This window comes from Blastococcus sp. SYSU DS0533 (genome assembly GCF_054050775.1).
This window is the reverse complement of the sequence record NZ_JBJGZZ010000003.1, coordinates 210,373-230,208: the sequence shown is the minus strand read 5'-3', so window position 1 is coordinate 230,208 and position 19,836 is coordinate 210,373. Positions and strand designations below refer to the sequence as shown.

At 74.2% G+C, this 19,836-nt stretch carries 21 protein-coding genes; 5 read left to right on the top strand and 16 right to left on the bottom strand.

The annotated features are described in order from the left end of the window. Window positions 1–57: 57 nt before the first annotated feature. From ACI79W_RS05995 to abc-f, 3 genes are all read right to left on the bottom strand, one after another. Window positions 58–846 (bottom strand): enoyl-CoA hydratase/isomerase family protein, encoded by a 789-nt coding sequence (locus tag ACI79W_RS05995; protein ID WP_456561154.1) that lies wholly within the window; start codon window positions 844–846, stop codon window positions 58–60. Beyond that, window positions 843–1,070 (bottom strand): helix-turn-helix domain-containing protein, encoded by a 228-nt coding sequence (locus ACI79W_RS05990; RefSeq protein ID WP_236826723.1) that lies wholly within the window; start codon window positions 1,068–1,070, stop codon window positions 843–845. Before ACI79W_RS05990 ends, ACI79W_RS05995 begins: the two co-directional genes overlap by 4 nt. Window positions 1,071–1,492: 422 nt before the next feature. Then, window positions 1,493–3,094 carry a ribosomal protection-like ABC-F family protein gene (abc-f, locus tag ACI79W_RS05985; protein ID WP_456561153.1) on the bottom strand — a complete coding sequence of 534 codons (1,602 nt, stop codon included), beginning with the start codon at window positions 3,092–3,094 and terminating at the stop codon, window positions 1,493–1,495. 84 nt (window positions 3,095–3,178) lie between these two features. Here abc-f and ACI79W_RS05980 point away from each other — a divergent pair, with 84 nt between their 5' ends. Beyond that, window positions 3,179–4,996: an SCO7613 C-terminal domain-containing membrane protein gene (locus ACI79W_RS05980; protein ID WP_456561152.1), complete on the top strand. Its 1,818-nt coding sequence runs from the start codon at window positions 3,179–3,181 to the stop codon at window positions 4,994–4,996. Window positions 4,997–5,067: 71 nt separating this feature from the next. Here ACI79W_RS05980 and ACI79W_RS05975 read toward each other — a convergent pair whose 3' ends face one another. Genes ACI79W_RS05975 through ACI79W_RS05940 form a run of 8 tightly spaced genes read right to left on the bottom strand, consistent with a single transcriptional unit; the run spans window position 5,068 to window position 11,992 of the window. Then, window positions 5,068–5,460 carry a metal-sulfur cluster assembly factor gene (locus tag ACI79W_RS05975; protein WP_456561151.1) on the bottom strand — a complete coding sequence of 131 codons (393 nt, stop codon included), beginning with the start codon at window positions 5,458–5,460 and terminating at the stop codon, window positions 5,068–5,070. Further along, window positions 5,460–5,924 carry a Fe-S cluster assembly sulfur transfer protein SufU gene (sufU, locus tag ACI79W_RS05970; protein WP_456561150.1) on the bottom strand — a complete coding sequence of 155 codons (465 nt, stop codon included), beginning with the start codon at window positions 5,922–5,924 and terminating at the stop codon, window positions 5,460–5,462. Before sufU ends, ACI79W_RS05975 begins: the two co-directional genes overlap by 1 nt. A gap of 13 nt (window positions 5,925–5,937) precedes the next feature. Further along, a complete protein-coding gene (locus tag ACI79W_RS05965) occupies window positions 5,938–7,251 on the bottom strand; it encodes a cysteine desulfurase (protein WP_456561149.1) in 1,314 nt (437 codons plus the stop codon). Next, window positions 7,248–8,021, bottom strand: coding sequence for a Fe-S cluster assembly ATPase SufC (gene sufC, locus ACI79W_RS05960; RefSeq protein WP_456561148.1), 774 nt, complete (start codon window positions 8,019–8,021; stop codon window positions 7,248–7,250). The genes ACI79W_RS05965 and sufC overlap by 4 nt, the downstream gene beginning before the upstream one ends. Before the next feature lie 14 nt (window positions 8,022–8,035). Beyond that, entirely contained in the window at window positions 8,036–8,389 is a 354-nt protein-coding gene (locus ACI79W_RS05955; RefSeq protein ID WP_456561147.1) for a Rieske (2Fe-2S) protein, read from the bottom strand. A gap of 2 nt (window positions 8,390–8,391) precedes the next feature. After that, window positions 8,392–9,711: a Fe-S cluster assembly protein SufD gene (sufD, locus tag ACI79W_RS05950; protein ID WP_456561146.1), complete on the bottom strand. Its 1,320-nt coding sequence runs from the start codon at window positions 9,709–9,711 to the stop codon at window positions 8,392–8,394. Then, window positions 9,711–11,153 carry a Fe-S cluster assembly protein SufB gene (gene sufB / locus ACI79W_RS05945; RefSeq protein WP_456561145.1) on the bottom strand — a complete coding sequence of 481 codons (1,443 nt, stop codon included), beginning with the start codon at window positions 11,151–11,153 and terminating at the stop codon, window positions 9,711–9,713. Before sufB ends, sufD begins: the two co-directional genes overlap by 1 nt. Beyond that, a complete protein-coding gene (locus tag ACI79W_RS05940) occupies window positions 11,150–11,992 on the bottom strand; it encodes a helix-turn-helix transcriptional regulator (protein ID WP_456561144.1) in 843 nt (280 codons plus the stop codon). The genes sufB and ACI79W_RS05940 overlap by 4 nt, the downstream gene beginning before the upstream one ends. A 364-nt stretch (window positions 11,993–12,356) precedes the next feature. Between ACI79W_RS05940 and ACI79W_RS05935 the strand changes: the two genes are divergently transcribed. Further along, the gene (locus tag ACI79W_RS05935; protein WP_456561143.1) at window positions 12,357–13,205 is read left to right on the top strand and encodes an LCP family protein; all 849 of its coding nucleotides are present in this window, start codon (window positions 12,357–12,359) and stop codon (window positions 13,203–13,205) included. 60 nt (window positions 13,206–13,265) lie between these two features. Next, entirely contained in the window at window positions 13,266–13,571 is a 306-nt protein-coding gene (locus ACI79W_RS05930; RefSeq protein ID WP_456561142.1) for a DUF2631 domain-containing protein, read from the top strand. Between the two features lie 72 nt (window positions 13,572–13,643). Here the strand turns inward: ACI79W_RS05930 and ACI79W_RS05925 are convergent, their stop codons facing one another. Next, window positions 13,644–14,360 (bottom strand): VIT1/CCC1 transporter family protein, encoded by a 717-nt coding sequence (locus ACI79W_RS05925; RefSeq protein ID WP_456561141.1) that lies wholly within the window; start codon window positions 14,358–14,360, stop codon window positions 13,644–13,646. Continuing rightward, the gene (gene rlmN, locus ACI79W_RS05920) at window positions 14,357–15,535 is read right to left on the bottom strand and encodes a 23S rRNA (adenine(2503)-C(2))-methyltransferase RlmN (RefSeq protein WP_456561140.1); all 1,179 of its coding nucleotides are present in this window, start codon (window positions 15,533–15,535) and stop codon (window positions 14,357–14,359) included. Before rlmN ends, ACI79W_RS05925 begins: the two co-directional genes overlap by 4 nt. A gap of 93 nt (window positions 15,536–15,628) precedes the next feature. On the opposite strand from rlmN, the gene ACI79W_RS05915 reads away from it, so the two are divergent. Next, window positions 15,629–16,399, top strand: a complete 771-nt coding sequence (locus ACI79W_RS05915) for a polyphosphate kinase 2 family protein (protein ID WP_456561139.1) — start codon at window positions 15,629–15,631, stop codon at window positions 16,397–16,399. Here the strand turns inward: ACI79W_RS05915 and ACI79W_RS05910 are convergent. Then, a complete protein-coding gene (locus tag ACI79W_RS05910) occupies window positions 16,396–17,046 on the bottom strand; it encodes a TrmH family RNA methyltransferase (protein WP_456561138.1) in 651 nt (216 codons plus the stop codon). The two genes, ACI79W_RS05915 and ACI79W_RS05910, sit on opposite strands and share 4 nt — an antisense overlap. Window positions 17,047–17,063: 17 nt before the next feature. Between ACI79W_RS05910 and ACI79W_RS05905 the strand changes: the two genes are divergently transcribed. Next, window positions 17,064–18,167: a GNAT family N-acetyltransferase gene (locus ACI79W_RS05905; protein ID WP_456561137.1), complete on the top strand. Its 1,104-nt coding sequence runs from the start codon at window positions 17,064–17,066 to the stop codon at window positions 18,165–18,167. On the opposite strand, the gene ACI79W_RS05900 is transcribed toward ACI79W_RS05905, so the two are convergent. Then, the gene (locus ACI79W_RS05900; protein WP_456561136.1) at window positions 18,164–19,021 is read right to left on the bottom strand and encodes a phosphatidate cytidylyltransferase; all 858 of its coding nucleotides are present in this window, start codon (window positions 19,019–19,021) and stop codon (window positions 18,164–18,166) included. The genes ACI79W_RS05905 and ACI79W_RS05900 overlap by 4 nt on opposite strands. A gap of 244 nt (window positions 19,022–19,265) precedes the next feature. Further along, window positions 19,266–19,823: a ribosome recycling factor gene (gene frr / locus ACI79W_RS05895; RefSeq protein ID WP_456561135.1), complete on the bottom strand. Its 558-nt coding sequence runs from the start codon at window positions 19,821–19,823 to the stop codon at window positions 19,266–19,268. Between the last annotated feature and the right edge of the window lie 13 nt (window positions 19,824–19,836).

The window sequence follows — 19,836 nt, the reverse complement described above, 5'->3', positions numbered from 1 at the left end:
GCCGCCCCCGGCGGCTGCTGCAACCGGGGCGCGACCGCGCTTGTTCCTGCGACCCTCTCAGCGACCGCTGACGAGATCGTGCAGCCGCTGCACCTGGGCGGCCCGCTCGGCGGCGTCCTGCGCCTCGGCGTCGTTGCGCACGGCGGAGCGCACCAGCGCCGCGGTCGCCCGGCTGGCGCCCACCGGCGGGGCGAGGAGCGCCGCGGTGAGATCGGCGACCGCGTGGTCGAGCTCCACCCGGGGCACCACCGTGGTCGCCAGGCCGAGCGCCTGCGCCTCGGCGGCGCCGACGGCGCGGCCGGTGAGGCACAGCTCGAGCGCCCGGGAGTAGCCGATCAGCTCGACCAGCGTGCTCGTGCCGGTCAGATCGGGGACCAGGCCGAGCGTCACCTCCGGCAGCCTCAGCTGCGCATCGTCGGCGAGAACCCGCAGGTCGCAGGCGAGCGCCAGCTGCGCGCCGGCACCGATGGCGTGGCCCTGCACCGCGGCGACCGAGACGACGCCCGGCGAGCGCAACCAACGGAAGCCGGCCTGGTAGCCCCGGATCCGCTCCTGCGCCTGCTCGACCTCCAAGCCCACGAGCTCCCCCAGCCCGCCGCCCGTGCCGGAGCCGGTGTCGAACATGCTCCGGTCCAGGCCGGCCGAGAACGACCGCCCAGAACCGCGCAGCACGACGACCCGCACGTCATCGTCGAGGGAGGCCCCGACGTCGGCGAGCGCGGACCAGGTCTCCGGCGTCTGGGCGTTGAGCTGGTCCGGCCGGTCCAGGGTGACGGTGAGGACGGCGCCGTCGCGGCTCGTCCGCAACCAGCCGGGCGGAGGTGAACTGGTGGGGTCTGCGATCACGCCTTCTTGCTGTTCCGGTTGGCTCCGCCGCGGCTGCGCAGCGAGGCCCCGGACTCCGACAGCAGCCGGTGCACGAAGCCGTAGGACCGGTTCGTCGAGGTGGCCAGCGACCGGATGCTCTCGCCCTCGTCGTACCGCTTGCGCAGCTCGTCGGCGAGCGTCGACCGGTCACCGCCGGTGATCCGCTTGCCCTTGCCGAGGTCCGCAGTGCTCTGGTCGGCCATGGCTCCCCTCCGTGTCGGCCACCGACCCACCGGCACGGAGGTGCCGGCGCGCGACGGCCGGTCGTTTGGCTGTCCGCCCCTGGTGCCGCGGTCCCGTCGACCACGGCTCCCTCGGACCCATGATCACCCAGACGGGGGATGACGGCCACGCGAAGCGAGACTTGCGAGGAAAGGTCGTCGGCGCCGCTTCCCGGCGGTGCGAGGAGCGGCCCGCCCGCGGTCGAGCTCCCGGTCCGGTGGGGCGGCGCCCCACCTCCTGGGCACAGCGCTCGGGGCGGCGGCCGCACACCTGGACGCCAGTCGTGCTCTGCCCTGCCCCGCGGGGCAGAGCACGACTGGTCGCGGACCAGGTACCCGGCTCCGCCGGGACGCGGCCGTCGACCGGGCGTAGCCGCGGTCGGGGCCGGTAGGCCGACCAGGTGCTACGCCAGCTCGACCAGGTCGGCGAGGTCCTCGCTCCAGGCGTCCTCGGTGCCGTCGGGCAGCAGGATCACCTTGTCCGGGTCGAGGGCCCGCACGGCTCCCTCGTCGTGCGTGACCAGCACGATGGCGCCGGCGTAGGTGCGCAGCGCCTCGAGCACCTGCTCCCGGCTGGCCGGGTCCAGGTTGTTCGTCGGCTCGTCGAGCAGCAGCACGTTGGCGCCGGAGACGACGAGCGTCGCCATCGCCAGGCGGGTGCGCTCGCCGCCGGAGAGCGTGCCGGTGCGCTGGTCCACCGTCTCACCCGAGAAGAGGAAGGCGCCGAGGATGCGGCGGAGCTCGGTGTCGGTGCTGTCAGGCGCCGACGAGCGCATGTTCTCCAGCAGCGTGCGGTCCATGTCGAGCGTCTCGTGCTCCTGCGCGTAGTACCCGACGCGCAGCCCGTGTCCCGGCTTCACCTCCCCGGTGTCCGGAGTCTCGGTGCCGGCGAGCATGCGCAGCAGGGTCGTCTTGCCCGCCCCGTTCAGGCCCAGGACGACGACGCGCGCACCCCGGTCCACCGCGAGGTCGACGTCGGTGAAGATCTCCAGCGAGCCGTAGCTCTTGGACAACCCCTCCGCGGTGAGCGGCGTCCTGCCGCACGCGGCCGGCGTCGGGAACCGGAGCTTGGCGACCTTGTCGTGGACCCGCACGTCGGCCAGCCCGGCGGCCAGCCGCTCGGCGCGCTTGTCCATGCTCTTGGCGGCCTTGGCCTTGGTCGCCTTGGCGCGCATCTTGTCCGCCTGGGCGGTGAGGGTGTCGATCTTGCGCTCGGTGTTCGCGCGCTCCTGCTTGCGGCGCCGTTCGTCGGTCTCCCGCTGGGCCAGGTAGGGCTTCCAGCCGAGGTTGTAGACGTCGACGGTGGCCCGGTTGGCGTCCAGGTGCCACACCTTGTTGACGACGGCGTCCAGCAGCTCGACGTCGTGGCTGATGACGATCAGCCCGCTCTTGTGACCGGCCAGGAAGCCCTTCAGCCAGGTGATCGAGTCGCCGTCGAGGTGGTTGGTCGGCTCGTCGAGCAGCAGCGTCTCGGCGTCGGAGAAGAGGATGCGCGCGAGCTCCACCCGGCGGCGCTGACCGCCGGAGAGGGTGCGCAGCGGCTGGGCCAGCACGCGGTCGGGCAGGCCGAGGTTGGTGCAGATGCGGGCGGCGTCGCTCTCCGCGGCATACCCGCCGAGCGCGGCGAACTGGTCCTCGAGGCGGCCGTAGCGTCGGACGGCGCGGTCACGCTCGTCGTCGTCCGCGGGTTCGGCCATGGCCACCTGCGCCTTGACCAGCTGCGCCTTCAGGGCGTCGAGCCCGCGGCCGGAGAGCACGCGGTCGCTGGCGGTGATGTCCAGGTCGCCGCTGCGCGGGTCCTGCGGCAGGTAGCCGATCTCGCCGGTGACCTCGACCTTCCCCGCGTGCGGCAGGCGCTCGCCGGCCAGGGTGGTGAGCGTCGTGGTCTTGCCGGCGCCGTTGCGCCCGACCAGCCCGATGCGGTCACCGGGCTGCACCCGCAGGTCGGCCTCGCTGATGAGGATGCGGGCGCCGGCGCGCAGCTCCAGGCCGGTCGTCGTGATCACTGAACCCAGGGTAGGCGCTCGACGGCCAGCATCCGAGCGGATTCACGGTGATTCGGGCGGCACCCCCGCGGGCAGGGTGCGGCGGTGACCCCGGAGGCGCGGACGACCCGACCGGTGACGCCGGCGCCCGTGCCGCCGTTCCCGTACGCGGCCCGCCCGCCGCAGGTGCTGCTCGCCGTGGGCGCCGTGCTTGTGGTGAGCGGCGCCGCGGCGCTGGCCTCGCTCCAGGGCGGGCCGCTCGTCCGGGGGGCGCTCCTCGCCCTCGCCGCCGTCGCCGCGGCCGCCTCGGTGCGTGCGGACCGCTCGCGCCTGCGCAGCTCTGCCGAGACCTTCGCGGCCAGCTCCGCGGGCCTAGCGCTGGCGGCCGGCGACGTCGGCGCACCGCGCACCGGCGACCCGCTGCTGCCCCTGCTGCTGGCCGGCGGCTTCGTCCTGCTGCACCGCACCTGCCCCGCCACCGCCGCATGGCCGCTCGCCGCGTGGGCTGGGCTGCAGCTCGCCGTCCTCCGCCTGCTGGACGGGGTCGCCGCCGCCGTGCGGACCGAGTTCCTGCTCGCTGTCGCCCTGGCCGGGCTGGTGGTCGCCCTGTTCGCCCGCCCCCTCGTGGCCCGGCTGGTCCTGGTGACCACCGCGCCCTGGTTCGCCGCCGGCGTGCTGGCGGGTCTCGGTGAGGCGTGGACGGCCGGTGCCGGTGAGCGGTGGGTGGCGGCCGCGCTGGTCACGGGCGCGGCCGGCGGGGTGCTGCTGGCCCGGTTGCGCGCGCCGCTGGACGTGCTGCTCGGCCCCCCGCGCCTGGTGCCCGTCGTCTCCGGCGCCGTCACCGGAGCCGCGGTCGCCGGGGCGTCCTCCGCCGGGGGCCCGGTCGTCGTCGCCGTGGCCGGCTTCGCCGGGGTGCTGGTGGCCGCCGTGGCGGCCGGCGTGCTCAGCGGGTGGCGGCGCGGCCTGCTGCTCCCCGTGGCCCTGACCGGCGGGGTGCTGCTGGCCGCCCTGTCGGTCCTCCGCCTGGTGGCGGGCACGCACTGGTCGGCGCTGGCCCTCCTGCTGCTCCTGACAGCTGCCCCGACGGTGTGGGTCGCCGCGCTGCGCCCCGAGGACCGCCCCGTGGCCGCACCCACGGCGGTGGGCTGCCTGGCCGGGGCCGCGCTCCTGGGCCTCCCCGACGGCTGGGCCTCCCCCGCCGGCGCCGCGGTCCTGCTGACCGCGCTCTACGTGGTCTCACTCGGCACGGCCGCGGCGCTCGACCGCGACTCCCGGCGGGCCACCGTCGTCGCCGCCGCGGTCGTCGCCGCGCTCGCCGTGCTGCTCCCGGTGGCCGACGGTGCCCGTGCCCAGGTGCTGGCCCACCTGGCGGCGCAGGGCGCCGCATCGCTCGGCTGGGCCTGGTGGACCGGCCGCACGGAGGCCCGGGGCACCGAGGACGATGCCACGGTCGCCTGGCGGGTGGGCGCGGCGCAGGTGGTGCTGGCCTCCTGGATCGCGGCCGCGCTCGCCGGCACCGGCACGGTGGAGGCCTGGACGCTCCCCGCGGCCGGAGGCCTGCTGCTGGCGGCTGGGCGGGCGCTCGTGCACGAGCCGTCGTGGCCGTCGTGGGGCCCGGGCCTGCTGGTCGCGGCCGTGCCGTCGACCGCGCTCGCCGCCCTCTCCCCCGACGCCCCGCGCGCCGTGCTGGTCCTGGCCGCCGCCGCGGTGGCGATGGTGGCGGGGAGCCGCGCCGGCGTCCGCGCCCCGATCCTGGTCGGGGCGGGGTCGGCGGTGGTGCTGGCGCTGGGACTCGCGGTGCGCGCGCTGCCCTGGCCGGTGGCCGCCGCGCTGGCCGTGGGTGCGGTGCTGCTGCTCGTGGGCGTGCTCCGCGAGCGCGTGCCGGTGGCCGGCTTCGCCGCCCGCCTCGCCGACCTGAGGTGAACGGCCGCCGTTGTGCGCGAAACGGGGTCATGGCAGCTGCCATGACCCCGTTCAGCGCACAGTTGCGGGTCTCAGACCCGGAAGCCCAGGGCGCGCAGCTGCTCGCGGCCGTCATCGGTGATCTTGTCCGGGCCCCACGGGGGCATCCAGACCCAGTTGATCCGGATGTCGTCGACCAGGCCGGGGCCGGGGCCCCCGGTGAGGGCCTGGCGGGCCTGGTCCTCGATGACGTCGGTCAGCGGGCACGCCGCGCTGGTCAGCGTCATGTCGATGATCGCGACGTTGTTCTCGTCGACGTCCAGGCCGTAGACCAGGCCCAGGTCGACGACGTTCACCCCGAGCTCGGGGTCGACGACGTCGCGCATCGCCTCCTCGACGTCCTCGATCAGCGCCGACTTGTAGGCCGGCAGGTCGCCGGGGGCGCCGTCGGTGACGGGGGTCGCGTTCTCGGTGGTCTCGCTCATCACTGGCCTCCGGCCTGGGTCGTGGACAGGGCTCGGGCGGACGCGTCCTTGAGGGCCATCCAACTCATCAGCGCGCACTTGATGCGCGCCGGGTACTTGGAGACGCCGGCGAACGCGACGGCGTCCTCCAGCTCGTCCTCGAGCTTCTCGGCGACGGCGGGGTCGCCCTTGGCCTGCATCAGGGTCATGAAGTGCTCGCCGGTCTCCAAGGCCTGCGTCACCGGCTTGCCGACCACCAGGTCGTACATCGCCGAGACCGACGCCTGGCTGATCGAGCACCCCATGCCCTCGTAGGACACGTCGGCGACGGTGTCCCCGTCGAGCTTCACCCGGAGGGTCACCTCGTCACCGCACGTCGGGTTGACGTGGTGGACCTCGGCGTCGAACGGGTCGCGCAGACCGCGACCGTGCGGGTTCTTGTAGTGGTCCAGGATGATCTCCTGGTACATCGACTCGAGCTGCATCAGCGGATCGACCTCACACCGTTCCGAAGAACTTCTGGGCCGCGCGAATTCCGTCGGCCAGCGCGTCGACGTCGTCGTACCCCGTGTGCACGTAGAACGTCGCCCGGGTGGTGGCCGGCACGCCGTAGCGCCGCACGACCGGCCACGCGCAGTGGTGCCCCACGCGGACGGCGATGCCCAGGTCGTCGAGAACCTGCCCGACGTCGTGCGGGTGGATCCCCTCGACGGTGAAGGAGACCGCTCCTCCACGGGCCACGGTGTCGGGCGGGCCGATCACCGTGACGCCGGGGATCTCGGCGAGCTTCTCCAGCGCGTAACCCGTCAGCGCCCGCTCGTGCGCCTCGACCTTGTCCATGCCGAGCGCGCTCAGGTACTCCACGGCGGCCCCGAGCCCGACCACCTGCGCGGTCATCGGGACGCCGGCCTCGAATCGCTGCGGCGGCGGCATGAACGTGGAGCCCTCCATGCGCACGACCTCGATCATCGACCCGCCGGTGAGGAACGGGGGCAGTGCGTCGAGCACCTCGTAGCGGCCCCACAGCACCCCGACACCGGTGGGCCCGAGCATCTTGTGCCCGGAGAACACCAGGAAGTCCGCGCCCATCGCCGTCACGTCGATCGGCTGGTGCGGCACCGACTGCGCGCCGTCCACCAGCACCAGGGCACCGACCTCGCGGGCCCGCGCCACGATCTGGTCGATCGGGTTGATCGTGCCCAGGATGTTCGACTGCTGGGTGACGGCGACCAGCTTGGTGCGCTCGTTGACCACCGTCGCCAGGTCCGAGAGGTCCAGCCGGCCGTCGTCGGTCAGCCCGAGCCAGCGCAGGGTCGCCCCGGTGCGCTCGCACAGCTGCTGCCACGGGATCAGGTTGGCGTGGTGCTCCATCTCGGTGACGACGATCTCGTCGCCCTGGCCGACGGCGTGGGTCCGGAACTCCGGCTCCTTCGCCGTCGCGGCGTTGGAGAGCGCGTAGGCGACGAGGTTGATCGCCTCGGTGGTGTTCCGGGTGAAGACGACCTCGTTCTCGGGGGCGCCGATGAAGGCACCGATCTTCGCCCGGGCCTCCTCGTAGGCACCGGTCGCCTCCTCGGCGAGCTGGTGGGCCCCCCGGTGCGGCGCGGCGTTGACGTTCTCGTAGAACCAGCGCTCGGCGTCGAGCACCTGGCGCGGCTTCTGCGAGGTGGCCCCGGAGTCGAGGTAGACCAGCCGCTTCCCGTCGCGCACGGTGCGGCGCAGGATCGGGAAGTCCGCCCGGATCGCCTCGACGTCCAGGGGCAGGGGCACCTGCTGCGCCCCGGCTCCGGGACGCGAGGCGGTCTGGGTCATGCGGATGCGACCTCCGGGGAGCCCTTGACGTAGGCGGCGTAGCCCTCGTCCTCGAGCTTGGCGGCGAGCTCCGGGCCACCCTCGTCGACCACCTTGCCGGCGACGAAGACGTGCACGAAGTCGGGCTTGATGTACTTCAGGATGCGCGTGTAGTGCGTGATCAGCAGGACGCCGACGTCACTGTCCTCCCGGCTGCGGTTGACGCCCTCGGAGACGACGCGCAGCGCGTCGACGTCGAGGCCGGAGTCGGTCTCGTCGAGGATGGCGATGGCGGGCTTGAGCAGCCGCATCTGCAGGATCTCGTGGCGCTTCTTCTCACCGCCGGAGAAGCCCTCGTTGACGTTGCGCTCGGCGAACGCCGGGTCCATCTCCAGGCCGGACATCTCGGTCTTGACGTCCTTGACCCAGGTGCGCAGCTTCGGCGCCTCGCCCTTGATGGCGGTGGCAGCGGTGCGCAGGAAGTTCGACACCGAGACGCCGGGCACCTCGACCGGGTACTGCATGGCGAGGAACAGGCCGGCGCGGGCCCGCTCGTCGACGCTCATCGCGAGGACGTCCTCGCCGTCGAGCGTGACGCTGCCCCCGGTGATCGTGTACTTCGGGTGGCCGGCGATCGAGTAGGCCAGGGTGGACTTGCCCGACCCGTTGGGGCCCATGATCGCGTGGGTCTCGCCCGACCGGACGGTCAGGTCGACGCCGCGGAGGATCTCCTTGGCGTCGTCACCCTCGCCGACCGACACGTGCAGGTCGCGGATCTCCAGAACGGACACTTCTTCTCGCTCTCTCATTCGCCGGCCGCGAGCGGGAGGCGGCCGTCGGCTTCGGTGTCGACGAGGACGGCCTCCCCTTCCACGCGGACCGGGTAGACGTCGACCGGCTCGGTCGCCGGCAGGTTGGTGGGCTCGCCCGTGCGCAGGTCGAAGCACGAGCCGTGCAGGAAGCACTCGATGGTCGGGGCCCCGCCGAACAGCTCGACGTCCCCCTCGCTCAGCGGGACGTCGGCGTGCGAGCACCGGTCCTCGAGGGCGTACAGCTGACCCTCGAAGCGGACGACGGCGACGTCCACGTCCGCGAGCTCGACCCGCAGGGAGCCGTTCTCGGGGACGTCGGACAGCGCGCAGACGCGTTCGAACGCCATGGTCAGGCCACCTCGACCGGCTGCTCGTCCAGGGCGGGCAGGGCGCCGAGGCGCTCGTCGATCGAGGCCATGAGCCGGTCCTGCAGCGAGTCCAGGCCGATCCGCTGGACGACGTCGGCGAAGAAGCCGCGGACGACCAGGCGGCGAGCGGTCTCCGCGTCGATGCCGCGCGAGCAGAGGTAGAACAGCTGCTCGTCGTCGAACCGGCCGGTGGCGCTCGCGTGACCGGCGCCGACGATCTCGCCGGTCTCGATCTCCAGGTTCGGCACCGAGTCGGCGCGGGCGCCGTCGGTGAGCACCAAGTTGCGGTTGAGCTCGTAGGTCTCGGTGCCGGTGGCCGCGGGCCGGATGCGGACGTCGCCGATCCAGACCGTGCGGGCGCCCTCACCCTGCAGCGCGCCCTTGTAGAGCACGTCGCTGGAGCAGTTGGGCACCGCGTGGTCGACCCACAGGCGGTGCTCCTGGTGCTGGGTCTCGTCGGAGAAGTAGACGCCGAACAGCTCCGCGGTTCCCCCGGGGCCGGCGTACTGCACGTTGCTGACCAGGCGGACGAGGTCGCCGCCGAGGGTCACCACCACCTGGGTGAAGGTGGCGTCCCGGCCGACGACGGCGTCGTACTGCCCGCCGTGCACGGCCCCGGGCGCCCAGTCCTGCACCGACACCAGCTTCACCTGCGCGCCGTCGCCGACGAGGACGGAGACGCCCCCGGCGTAGCGGGCCAGGCCGCTGTGGTCGAGCACGACCGTCGCCCGGGCGAAGGCGCCGACCTCGATCACCAGGTGACCCCAGACGACGTCCTCGGAGCCGGTGCCCGCGAGACCCAGCGTGACCGGGCGGTCGAGCTGGGCTTCCTTGGCCACGCGGACGACGGCGGCACCGCCGCTGCGCTGCCGGGCCAGCGCGGCCAGCCGGTCGACCGGCTCGGGCAGGCCCTTCAGCAGCGGGTCGCCGGCCTCGACGCTGGTCAGCTCGACACCCTCGGGGAGGTCGGTGGTCCAGGTGAGGTGCGCATCGGAGGGGGCGCCGTCGAGCAGCGGGCGGATCCGCTTCATCGGCGTGAAGCGCCACGTCTCCTCGCGCCCGGTGGGCACGCCGAAGGCGTCCGGGTCGGTGGAGGTGAACCGCTCCGCCGGGGAGCCGGTCGGCGCGGACCCGCCGTGCGAGTGCGCACCGGGCGGAGCCTGCCCGGCCGTGCCCGTACCGGCGGCCGGGACGGACGGCGGACCGGCCTGCGTCCCGACGCCGTCGCCGAACAGCTCGCCGGCGAGGGTGGCCGACTCGGTGGTCAGCCCGGTGGTGGTGGGGGCGTTCTGGTCGGGCATCAGCCGACGGCACCTTCCATCTGCAGCTCGATGAGCCGGTTGAGCTCGAGGGCGTACTCCATGGGCAGCTCGCGGGCGATCGGCTCGACGAACCCGCGCACCACCATCGCCATGGCCTCGTCCTCGGAGAGACCGCGGCTCATCAGGTAGAAGAGCTGGTCGTCGCTGACCCGCGAGACCGTCGCCTCGTGGCCCATGGCGACGTCGTCCTCGCGGACGTCGACGTAGGGGTAGGTGTCCGACCGGCTGATCGTGTCGACCAGCAGGGCGTCGCACTTCACCGTGGACTTCGAGCCGTAGGCGCCCTCGTCGACCTGCACCAGGCCGCGGTAGGAGGTGCGGCCGCCGCCACGGGCCACCGACTTCGACACGATCGTCGAGGAGGTGTGCGGCGCGGCGTGCACCATCTTGGCGCCGGCGTCCTGGTGCTGGCCCTCGCCCGCGAAGGCGATCGAGAGGACCTCGCCCTTGGCGTGCTCGCCGGTCATCCAGACGGCCGGGTACTTCATCGTCACCTTGGAGCCGAGGTTGCCGTCGACCCACTCCATGGTCGCGCCCTCGTGGGCCACGGCCCGCTTGGTGACCAGGTTGTAGACGTTGTTCGACCAGTTCTGGATGGTCGTGTACCGGCAGCGCGCGTTCTTCTTGACGATGATCTCGACGACCGCGGAGTGCAGCGAGTCGCTCTTGTAGATCGGCGCGGTGCAGCCCTCGACGTAGTGCACGTAGGCGCCCTCGTCGACGATGATCAGCGTCCGCTCGAACTGGCCCATGTTCTCGGTGTTGATCCGGAAGTAGGCCTGCAGCGGGATCTCGACGTGCACGCCCGGCGGCACGTAGATGAAGGAGCCACCCGACCACACGGCGGTGTTCAGCGCGGCGAACTTGTTGTCACCGGACGGGATCACCGAGCCGAAGTACTCGCGGAACAGGTCCGGGTGCTCCTTCAGCGCCGTGTCGGTGTCCAGGAACAGGACGCCCTGCTCCTCCAGGTCCTCGCGGATCTGGTGGTAGACGACCTCGGACTCGTACTGCGCGGCGACACCCGCGACCAGCCGCTGCTTCTCCGCCTCGGGGATGCCCAGCTTGTCGTAGGTGTTCTTGATGTCCTCGGGCAGCTCCTCCCAGGACGTCGCCTGCTTCTCGGTGGAGCGCACGAAGTACTTGATGTTCTGGAAGTCGATCCCGGAGAGGTCCGAGCCCCAGTCGGGCATGGGCTTCCGGTCGAACAGCTTGAGGGCCTTGAGGCGGCGCTCGAGCATCCACTCGGGCTCGCTCTTGCGGGCCGAGATGTCGCGGACGACCTCCTCGGAGAGCCCGCGTCGGGCGGAGGCACCGGCGACGTCGGCGTCGGCCCAGCCGTACTCGTAGCGGCCGAGCTGCTCGATCTGCTCGTCCTGCGTCAGCTGCGTGGCCGTGGCCGGCTGCTGGGTGCTGGTCATGCGGGCGTCCTCTCCCGGTCGTTCGTGGGGGCGGTGCTGGTGGACTGGGTCGTGCGGGTGCGCGCGCGGTCGGGCGCTGCACGCTCACCTGGTACAGGGCGTCCGGGGGCCGATCTGTTCCCCGTGCGCGTGCGGTCCCGGCCACTGCCGGGGCGGACCGGTCCCGGGATGTGCGTGGTGCACACCCCGTCGCCGTGGGCGATCGTGGCCAGCCGCTGGACGTGCGTGCCGACCAGCCGGCTGATCACCGCGGTCTCGGCCTCGCAGAGCTGCGGGAACTCCGCCGCGACGTGCGCCACCGGGCAGTGGTGCTGGCAGAGCTGCCCACCGCCGGACAGCGCCGAGGCGGTGGCAGCGTAGCCCTCGGCGGTCAGGGCGGCGGCGAGCGCCTGGGCCCGGTCGGCCGGGGCGCCGGAGCTGCCGGTCGTGGCCGCCTCGACCGCGCTGGAGGCGCGCGCCTCCAGGCCGGCGAGCTGCTGCTCGGCGACGGCGCGGACGGCGTCGGGACCCCCGGCCGCCGCGACGTACCGCAGCGCGGTGAGGGCCAGGTCGTCGTAGGCGTGCGGGAAGGCCGAGCGGCCGGCGTCGGTGAGGTGGTACCGCCGGGCGGGGCGCCCCCGGCCGCGGTGGGCGTCGCGCACCTGCCGCTCCTCGACCCGGCCGGTGCCGACCAGGGCGTCGAGGTGGCGGCGCACGGCCGCCGGGGAGATGCCGAGGCGGCCCGCCAGCTCGGTCGCCGTCTGCGGTCCGTGCTCCAGCAGCAGCCCGCTCACGCGATCGCGGGTGCGCCCGTCGTCGGCGGGCGCCGACGGCCGGAGCTTCGCCGCGAGAATTTCCACAACACGAGTGTGTCCTATTTCGGAGACCTCGCAAGCAAGGTCCACCTAAGAAGGACGCCGCCGGACGGCCTTCGTGACCAGCTTCACGCCGCGGCGGCCCGGTGGGGGCGGGGGGGGGGGGGGGGGGGGGGGGGGGGGGGGGGCCCCCGGGGGGCGGCGCGCGGGGGGGGGGGTGGCGGGCGGCCCCCAAGATGCGCCCCCCCCCCCCCCCCCCCCCCCCCCCCCCCCCCCCCCCCCCCCCCCCCCCCCCCCCCCCCCCCCCCCCCCCCCCCCCCCCCGTTCCAGGCCGCCCACCCGGCGTCGGCGGCCGCTGCTCGTCCTGCTCGGCCTCGCCGCCCTCCTCTTCGGCCTGGTCGTCGACGTCGTGGCGGTCACCGCGAGGATCGACCGGGTCGACGTCGACCTCGCGGACGGCCCCGGGGACGCAGACGGCCGGACCTGGGTGCTCGTCGGGCTGGACTCCCGCGACCGACTGCCCGCCGGCGCGGACGTCGCCGACTTCGGCACCCCGGACGCCGTCCCGGGCGCCCGCGCCGACGTCGTCGTGGTGGTGCACCAGACCGACTCCGGGGCCACGGCACTGTCCCTACCTCGGGACGTCGTCGTCCACACCGACCACGGCCCGGACCGCCTCGCCCTGGCTTGGCTCGACGGGCCGCAGGGCCTGGTCAGCTCGCTGTGCCGCCTGGGCATCCCGACCGACCACCTGCTGACCGTCGACCTGGCCGGATTCGCCGAGATCGTCGACGCCGCCGGCGGGCTCCGCCTCGACATCCCGACGCCGGTGCGGGACGTCCCGGCCGGGTTGCAGATCGACGAGGCCGGCCCGCAGCGGGTCGACGGCCCGACCGCCCTGGCGCTGGTCCGCTCCCGTCACCCGGAGCACCTCGTGGACGGCTCGTGGCGCCCGGCCGCGATCGACCCGGACGGGCGCGCCACCGCCGCCGGGACGGTCCTGTCCGCCTTGGCCGGCGAGCTGGAGCACGCGGCGTCGCGGCCGTGGCGGGCGCAGGCGATCGCCTGGACGGGATCAGGGACGCTCACCACCGACCCGGAGACCTCCGTCGGTGAGCTCGTCTCCCTGGCCCTCGCGGACCTCGCCGATGTGCGGGTCCTCCCGGTCGGCGACCCGCTGGGACGGACGCTCGCCCGTTCCCCCACGGCGGAGACCGCCGCGGCGATCGCCGGGGCCGGGCTCTCCTGCGACAGCTGACGACCCGCCGGTCCGGCACCTCGGAGCGTGCCCGGCGCCTGGTCCTGTCAGAATGACCGGGTGACCGCACCGCACTCCCCGTCGACCCAGCGGGTCAGCCAGCCCGGCCGCGAAGAGGCAGTCGTCCGCGCCGGCGAGCACCCCGTCGAGCACGAGCAGCCCGAGGACTGGGGCTGGCACGGCGAGACCGGGGCCTGGGGCCGGATCGGGGCCGTGATCGCGTTCGGGTTCCTCCTGCTCATGCTGGCCGGCAACGAGCCGCTGATCAGCACAGGGCACGTGTGGGTCATCGCCATCACCGCGCTGGGCGTGCTGATCCTGCTGATGGACCGGCGCCGTCGGAAGAACTCCTGGCGCAACCGGTAAGGGGTTCCTCCCCCGTCCCGCGGACGGCTCCCGCGCGGGACCTCCCAGGAGCCGTCCGCGGTCAGGGCGCGCTCAGGTGACGCTGACGCCGATCGCCGCGCCGATCAGGTAGGTCGCACCGGCTGCGGCAGCGCCGAACAGCAGTTGGCGCAGGCCGGCGTACCACCACGGCCTGGGGGTGAAGCGCGAGGACAGCGCCCCGGCCAGCAGGAGGCCCAGCCCGCCGCACAGCAGGGCGACCCACAGGACGGGAACGCCCAGGAAGTACGGCAGCAGGGGCAGCACGGCCCCCGTGCCGAAGGTCAGGAACGACGAGACCGCCGCCAGCCGCGGTGAGGGCTTGTCCTCCGGGCTCAGGCCGATCTCGGCGACGACGTGCAGCCGCAGCGCGGTCTCGGGGTCGCGGGAGAGCTGCACGGCCACCTTGCGGGCCAGGCGCTCGTCGACACCGCGGACCCGCAGCATCTCGGTCAGCTCCGCCAGCTCGCCCTCCGGGTTGCGCGCGAGCTCCCGGCGCTCCTTCTCGACCTCGAGGTCCAGCTGCTCGTTCTGGGTCTTGACGGAGGTGTACTCGCCGAGCGCCATCGAGATCGCCCCGGCGACGAGGCTGGCGACCCCGGCGAGCACGATGGCCCGCGGAGCGGCGCCACCGCCACCGACCCCGGCGACCAGCGCGGTGTTGGTGACCAGGCCGTCCATCGCCCCGAAGACGGCGGCCCGCAGCCAGCCGCCGGAGACGTCGGCATGGGTGTGCTCGTGGGCCTCGGCGTCGGGCGGCGCACCGGTCACCCCTGGTCGGCCTCCGCGCCGAGCGGGACGGGCGCCTCGACGGCCGGGGTGGGCAGCGCCACGGCGGGCACGCCGTCGACCCGGTCGGCGGCGGCGAGCTGCCCGCAGGCACCGTCGATGTCCTGACCGCGGGTGTCGCGGACCGTCGTCGCGACGCCGGCGGCCCGCAGGCGGGCGACGAACTCCCGCTGGGCCGGCAGCGGGCTGGCGTCCCAGGGGCTGCCGGGCGTCGGGTTCAGCGGGATCAGGTTGACGTGCGCGAGCTTTCCCGCCAGCAGCTTGCCGAGCAGGTCGGCCCGGAACGGCTGGTCGTTCACGTCGCGGATGAGCGCGTACTCGACCGAGTAGCGGCGCCCGGTGCGCTGGGCGTACGCGTCGGCGGCCTCGATCACCTCGCCGACCTTCCAGCGGGTGTTGATCGGCACCAGGGTGTCGCGCAGCTCGTCGTCGGGCGCGTGCAGGCTGACGGCGAGGGTGACGTTGCGGCCCTCCTCCGTCAGCCGGCGGATGGCCGGCACCAGGCCGACCGTGGAGACGGTGACCGACCGCTGCGAGAGCCCCAGCCCGTAGGGAGCCGCGCCGAGCAGGGCCTCGAGGGTCTTGCGGACGCGGGCGTAGTTGGCCAACGGCTCCCCCATGCCCATGAAGACCACGTTGGACAGCCGGCCCGGTCCCCCGGCGACCTCGCCGTTCGCCATCGCCGCGGCGGCGGCCACCGCCTGGCCGATGATCTCGGCGGCGGACAGGTTGCGGGTCAGCCCGGCCTGGCCGGTGGCGCAGAAGGGGCAGGCCATGCCGCAGCCGGCCTGGCTGGAGATGCAGACGGTGGCCCGGTCGGGGTAGCGCATGAGCACGCTCTCCACGAGCGCGCCGTCGTGCAGCCGCCACAGGGTCTTGCGGGTGCGCCCGTCGTCGGCCGTCTGGTGCCGCACGGGGCTGAGCAGCCCGGGCAGCAGCGCCTCGCGGAGGGTCTCGCGGGCAGCGGCCGGGATGTCGGTCATCTGCGCCGGGTCGGTCGTCCCGCGGTAGTAGTGCCGGGCGAGCTGGTCGGCGCGGAACGCCGGCTGGCCGAGCTCGGCCACCGCCGCGCGGGCCTCCTCACGGGTGAGGTCGGCGAGGTGGCGGGGCGGCTTGCCGCGGCGGGGGGCGTCGAAGACCAGGGGCAGGGCAGTCATGGCACCGTCCATGCTCCCACCTCCGCACCCCTGCTCGCGGTCCGGAGACCGAACTCACGCGGACCGGGCTGATCCCTGGCAGTGTCTGGGGGCATGAGCCGGCTGGACGACGTCGACCTGAGCCTCCACCTGAGCAAGAAGGAGGCCAGGAAGCAGCTGGCCGCCGCGCAGGAGCGGCTGGTCCACCTGCGGCTGCTGCTGGGCGGGCAGATCGGCCCGGGTGAGCTCGGCCCCCCGCTGCTGGTGCTCTTCGAGGGCTGGGACGCGTCGGGCAAGGGCGGCGCCATCCAGCGGCTGGTCGGCGAGCTGGACCCCCGCCACGTCCGGGTCGCCCAGTTCGCCGCCCCCACCCGCGACGAGAAGCGGCACCACTTCCTGTGGCGCTTCTGGCCGGTGCTCCCCGGCTGGGGCGGCATGGCCGTGCTCGACCGGTCCTGGTACGGCCGGGTGCTGGTCGAGCGGGTGGAGGGGTTCGCCTCGGAGGAGGCCTGGCGGCGCGCGTACCAGGAGATCGTCGACCTGGAGACCTCGCTGGCCGCCGAGGGGACGGTGCTGGTGAAGTTCTGGATGCACCTCTCCCCCGACGAGCAGCTGCGTCGCTTCGAGTCCCGTCGGGCGAACCCCTACAAGGCGTGGAAGCTCACCGACGAGGACTGGCGCAACCGGGAGAAGCGCGGCGAGTACGAGTCCGCCGTCGAGGAGATGCTCGAGCGCACCCACACCGAGGTGGCGCCGTGGCACGTCGTCCCCGCCGAGGACAAGCGGTGGGCGCGGGTCGCCGTCGTCCGCACGGTCTGCGAGGCGGTGGAGGCGGCGCTGCACGCCCGGGGCATCGACCCCGACCCGCCGCTCGACGGGGACTAGCGCGCGGCGCCGAGGTCGGCGTGCCGCCGCACCCAGGCGTGCATGGCGATGCCGGCGGCCACCCCGGCGTTGATCGACCGGGTCGAGCCGAACTGGGCGATGGAGACCGTCATGGCCGCGCCGGCGCGCGCCTCCCCCGTCAGCCCCGGCCCCTCCTGGCCGAACAGCAGCACGCAGCGCCGCGGCAGCTCGGCGGTCTCCAGGGGGACGGCGCCCGGTCCGTTGTCGACGGCGACGACGGTCAGGCCCTGCTCGGACGCGAAGCCCAGCAGTCCCTCGACGTCCGGGTGGTGGCGCAGGTGCTGGTACCGGTCGGTGACCATCGCCCCGCGCCGGTTCCAGCGCCGCCGGCCCACCACGTGCACCTCGGCGGCGAGGAACGCGTTCGCGGTGCGCACCACCGTCCCGATGTTGAGGTCGTGGCCGAAGTTCTCGATGGCGACGTGGAAGGGGTGCCGGCGCCGGTCGAGGTCGGCGACGATCGCCTCGACCGTCCAGTAGCGGTAGCGGTCGACGACGTTGCGCCGGTCGCCCTCGGCGAGCAGATGTGGGTCGTACCGGGGATCGGCCGGCCACGGGCCCTCCCACGGTCCGACGCCGATCGTCGAGCCCCAGTCCGTGGGGCCGGGCAGTTCGTCCTCGTGCACCCAGGGAGGATGGCAGGGTGACCGACGGCGTCCTCCTGCACCTGGTCGAGCCGCCCGCGTGGCGAGCCGCGCTCCGCACCGGTGCGGTCGCCCCGGCGGCCGAGGGGTTCGTGCACCTCTCCGCGCCCGGGCAGGTGCACCTCCCCGCGCAGCGGCTCTTCCCCGGCCGCCGCGACCTCGCGCTGCTCGTCGTCGACCCCGCGCGCCTCCCCGCGCCGGTGCGGTGGGAAGCCGGGCACCCGGACGACCCGGCGGGATCGCTGTTCCCGCACCTGCACGGCCCGCTGCCGACGTCGTCGGTCGTGGCGGTCCTTCCCTACCGGCCGCCGGCGCCGGTGGAGTTTCCCGGGCCCGGCGACGCGCTCGCCCGGGCGGTGGCGCTGTACACGTCGGTGCCGGTCCGCCGTGCGGTGGAGGTGGGGGACGTCCCCGGCGGGGTGGCCGTGCTGGACCCCGACCTCCCGCACTCGAGGGACAACAACCGGCTGGTCCTCACCCGGCCGGTGACCGCCGCGGCCGTCGAGGCCGCCGCCGAGCAGGTCGGGGGCAACGCCGGCTGGCCGCACCTGGCGGCCCTCCTGACCTGGGCCGGCGCCGGGTCCGTGGCCGGTGAGCTCGCCACCGGCGGGTGGAACGCCGAGGAGCTCGTCCTCATGGGGCGGCCCGCGGACCTCCCGGTGCCGCTGACGTCCGTCCGCGCGGAGGTGGTGGACCAGCGGGAGGTCCACGACCTGTGGGACCGGGGCTGGCGCCGGGACCTCGCCTCCCTCGGCGACCGGCTGGGGCCGGTGGTCCGGCAGCTGATCGGCCGGGAGGAGCTCAACGACCGGGTGGTCGCGGTGACCGACGTGGTGGTGCGCGAGCACGGCCGGGTCGTGGCCGCGGCGCAGCTGCGGGTGGACGGCGCGACCGCGGCGGTGGAGTCGGTGATGACCGATCCGGACGCCCGCGGGCGCGGGTACGGCGACGCGGTGCTCGCCCGGGTGCTGGAGCTGGCCGCGGCCGCCGGCTGCGACCTGGTCGTGCTCGAGGCCGCGGGCGACGACTGGCCGCGGCACTGGTACGCCCGGCGGGGGTTCGCCGTGCTGGGCTCGACCTGGTCGGTGGACCGGCCCGCCTAGACCGGCGCGAGCACCGTCAGCAGCAGGTAGGCCGCGGCCGCGGAGGGCAGCAGCGAGTCCAGCCGGTCCATGATCCCGCCGTGGCCGGGCAGCAGGTCACCCATGTCCTTGATGCCGAGGTCGCGCTTGATCAGCGACTCGGCGAGGTCGCCGATCGTCGCCGAGACGGCGAGCGCAGCACCGAACACCAGCCCGCCCCACCACGGTGCGTCCAGGCCGAGGACGAGGATCGGGGTGGCCACCAGCATGCAGGTGAACACGGACCCGGCCATGCCCTCCCAGGACTTCTTGGGGCTGATCGACGGCGCCATCGGGTGCCTGCCGAAGAGCACGCCCGCCGCGTAGCCGCCGACGTCGCTGGCGATGACGGTGGCCATGAACGCGAGCACCCGCACGGCGCCGTCCTCGGGCACCAGCAGCAGCACGGCGAAACCGGCCAGGAAGGGCACGTAGAGGGCGGTCAGCACCCCCGCGGCAGCGTCCCTGCGGTAGCCGACCGGGCCGGCCGCCAGCCGCCACAGCAGCACGGCGAGCGCGGTGAGGAAGAAGCCGGTCAGCAGCCCGGTGGGGCCGCGCGTCCAGGCGAGCGCCTCCATGGCCAGGGCGCCCACGAGGAGCGGGACCAGCGGTGCGGAGAACCCGCCCTTCCCCAGCGCCCGCGTGAGCTCGACGACGGCGACGAGGATCGCCACGACCAGGACGCCCAGGAACGCCGGGCGCCAGACGAACAGCGACAGCAGGATGACCGCGACCAGCCCCACGCCGACGCCGATCGCCGCGCGCAGGTTCCGCCCGGCGCGGCTCACCGGCTGCTCCGTGGTCGGCAGCTGCGCGACCGCGTCGGGCAGCGGCACAGCCGTCGCCGTGGGGACGTCGTCATCGGCGGGTGCGGGGTCGTCGGGAACCGGGACCGGCGCGCGGGACGGGAGCGGCGGAAGCGGGCGCGAGGCCGCGACCGGCACCGGGCCGGTGTCGTCGCCCCGCCGGTGCCCACCCGCGCGCGGCTCGGCGACCCGGGGCGACGGCTGCCCCTCCGGGCGCGAGGAACCGGGACGGTCGGCGGGAGGACGTGTCATGGGAACGGCGGCCGAGCTGCGGTCAGACCTCGAGCAGCTCGGTCTCCTTGTTCTTCATCGCCTCGTCGACCTGCGCGACGTGCTGCGCGGTGAGGTCGTCGAGCTCCTTCTCGGCCCGGCGCACGTCGTCCTCGCCCGCCTCGCCGTCCTTGGCGATGCGGTCGAGCTCCTCCTTGGCACGCCGGCGGATGTTGCGGATCGCGACCTTGGCGTCCTCGCCCTTGGCGCGGGCCTGCTTCACCAGGTCGCGCCGGCGCTCCTCGGTGAGCTGCGGGAAGACCACTCGCAGGATCTGGCCGTCGTTGGTCGGGTTGACGCCCAGGTCGCTGTCGCGGATGGCCCGCTCGATGGCCGTCAGCTGGCTCATGTCGTAGGGCTTGATGACCGCCATGCGCGCCTCGGGCACGGTGATCGAGGCCATCTGCGGCACGGGGGTGTAGGCCCCGTAGTAGTCGACCATGATCTTGCTGAACATCGAGGGCGTGGCCCGGCCGGTGCGGACGGAGCCCAGGTCCTCCCGCGCCACCGAGAGAGCCTTGTCCATGCGCTCCTCGGCGTCGAGCAGGGTGTCGTCGATCACGGGTTGTCCCTCC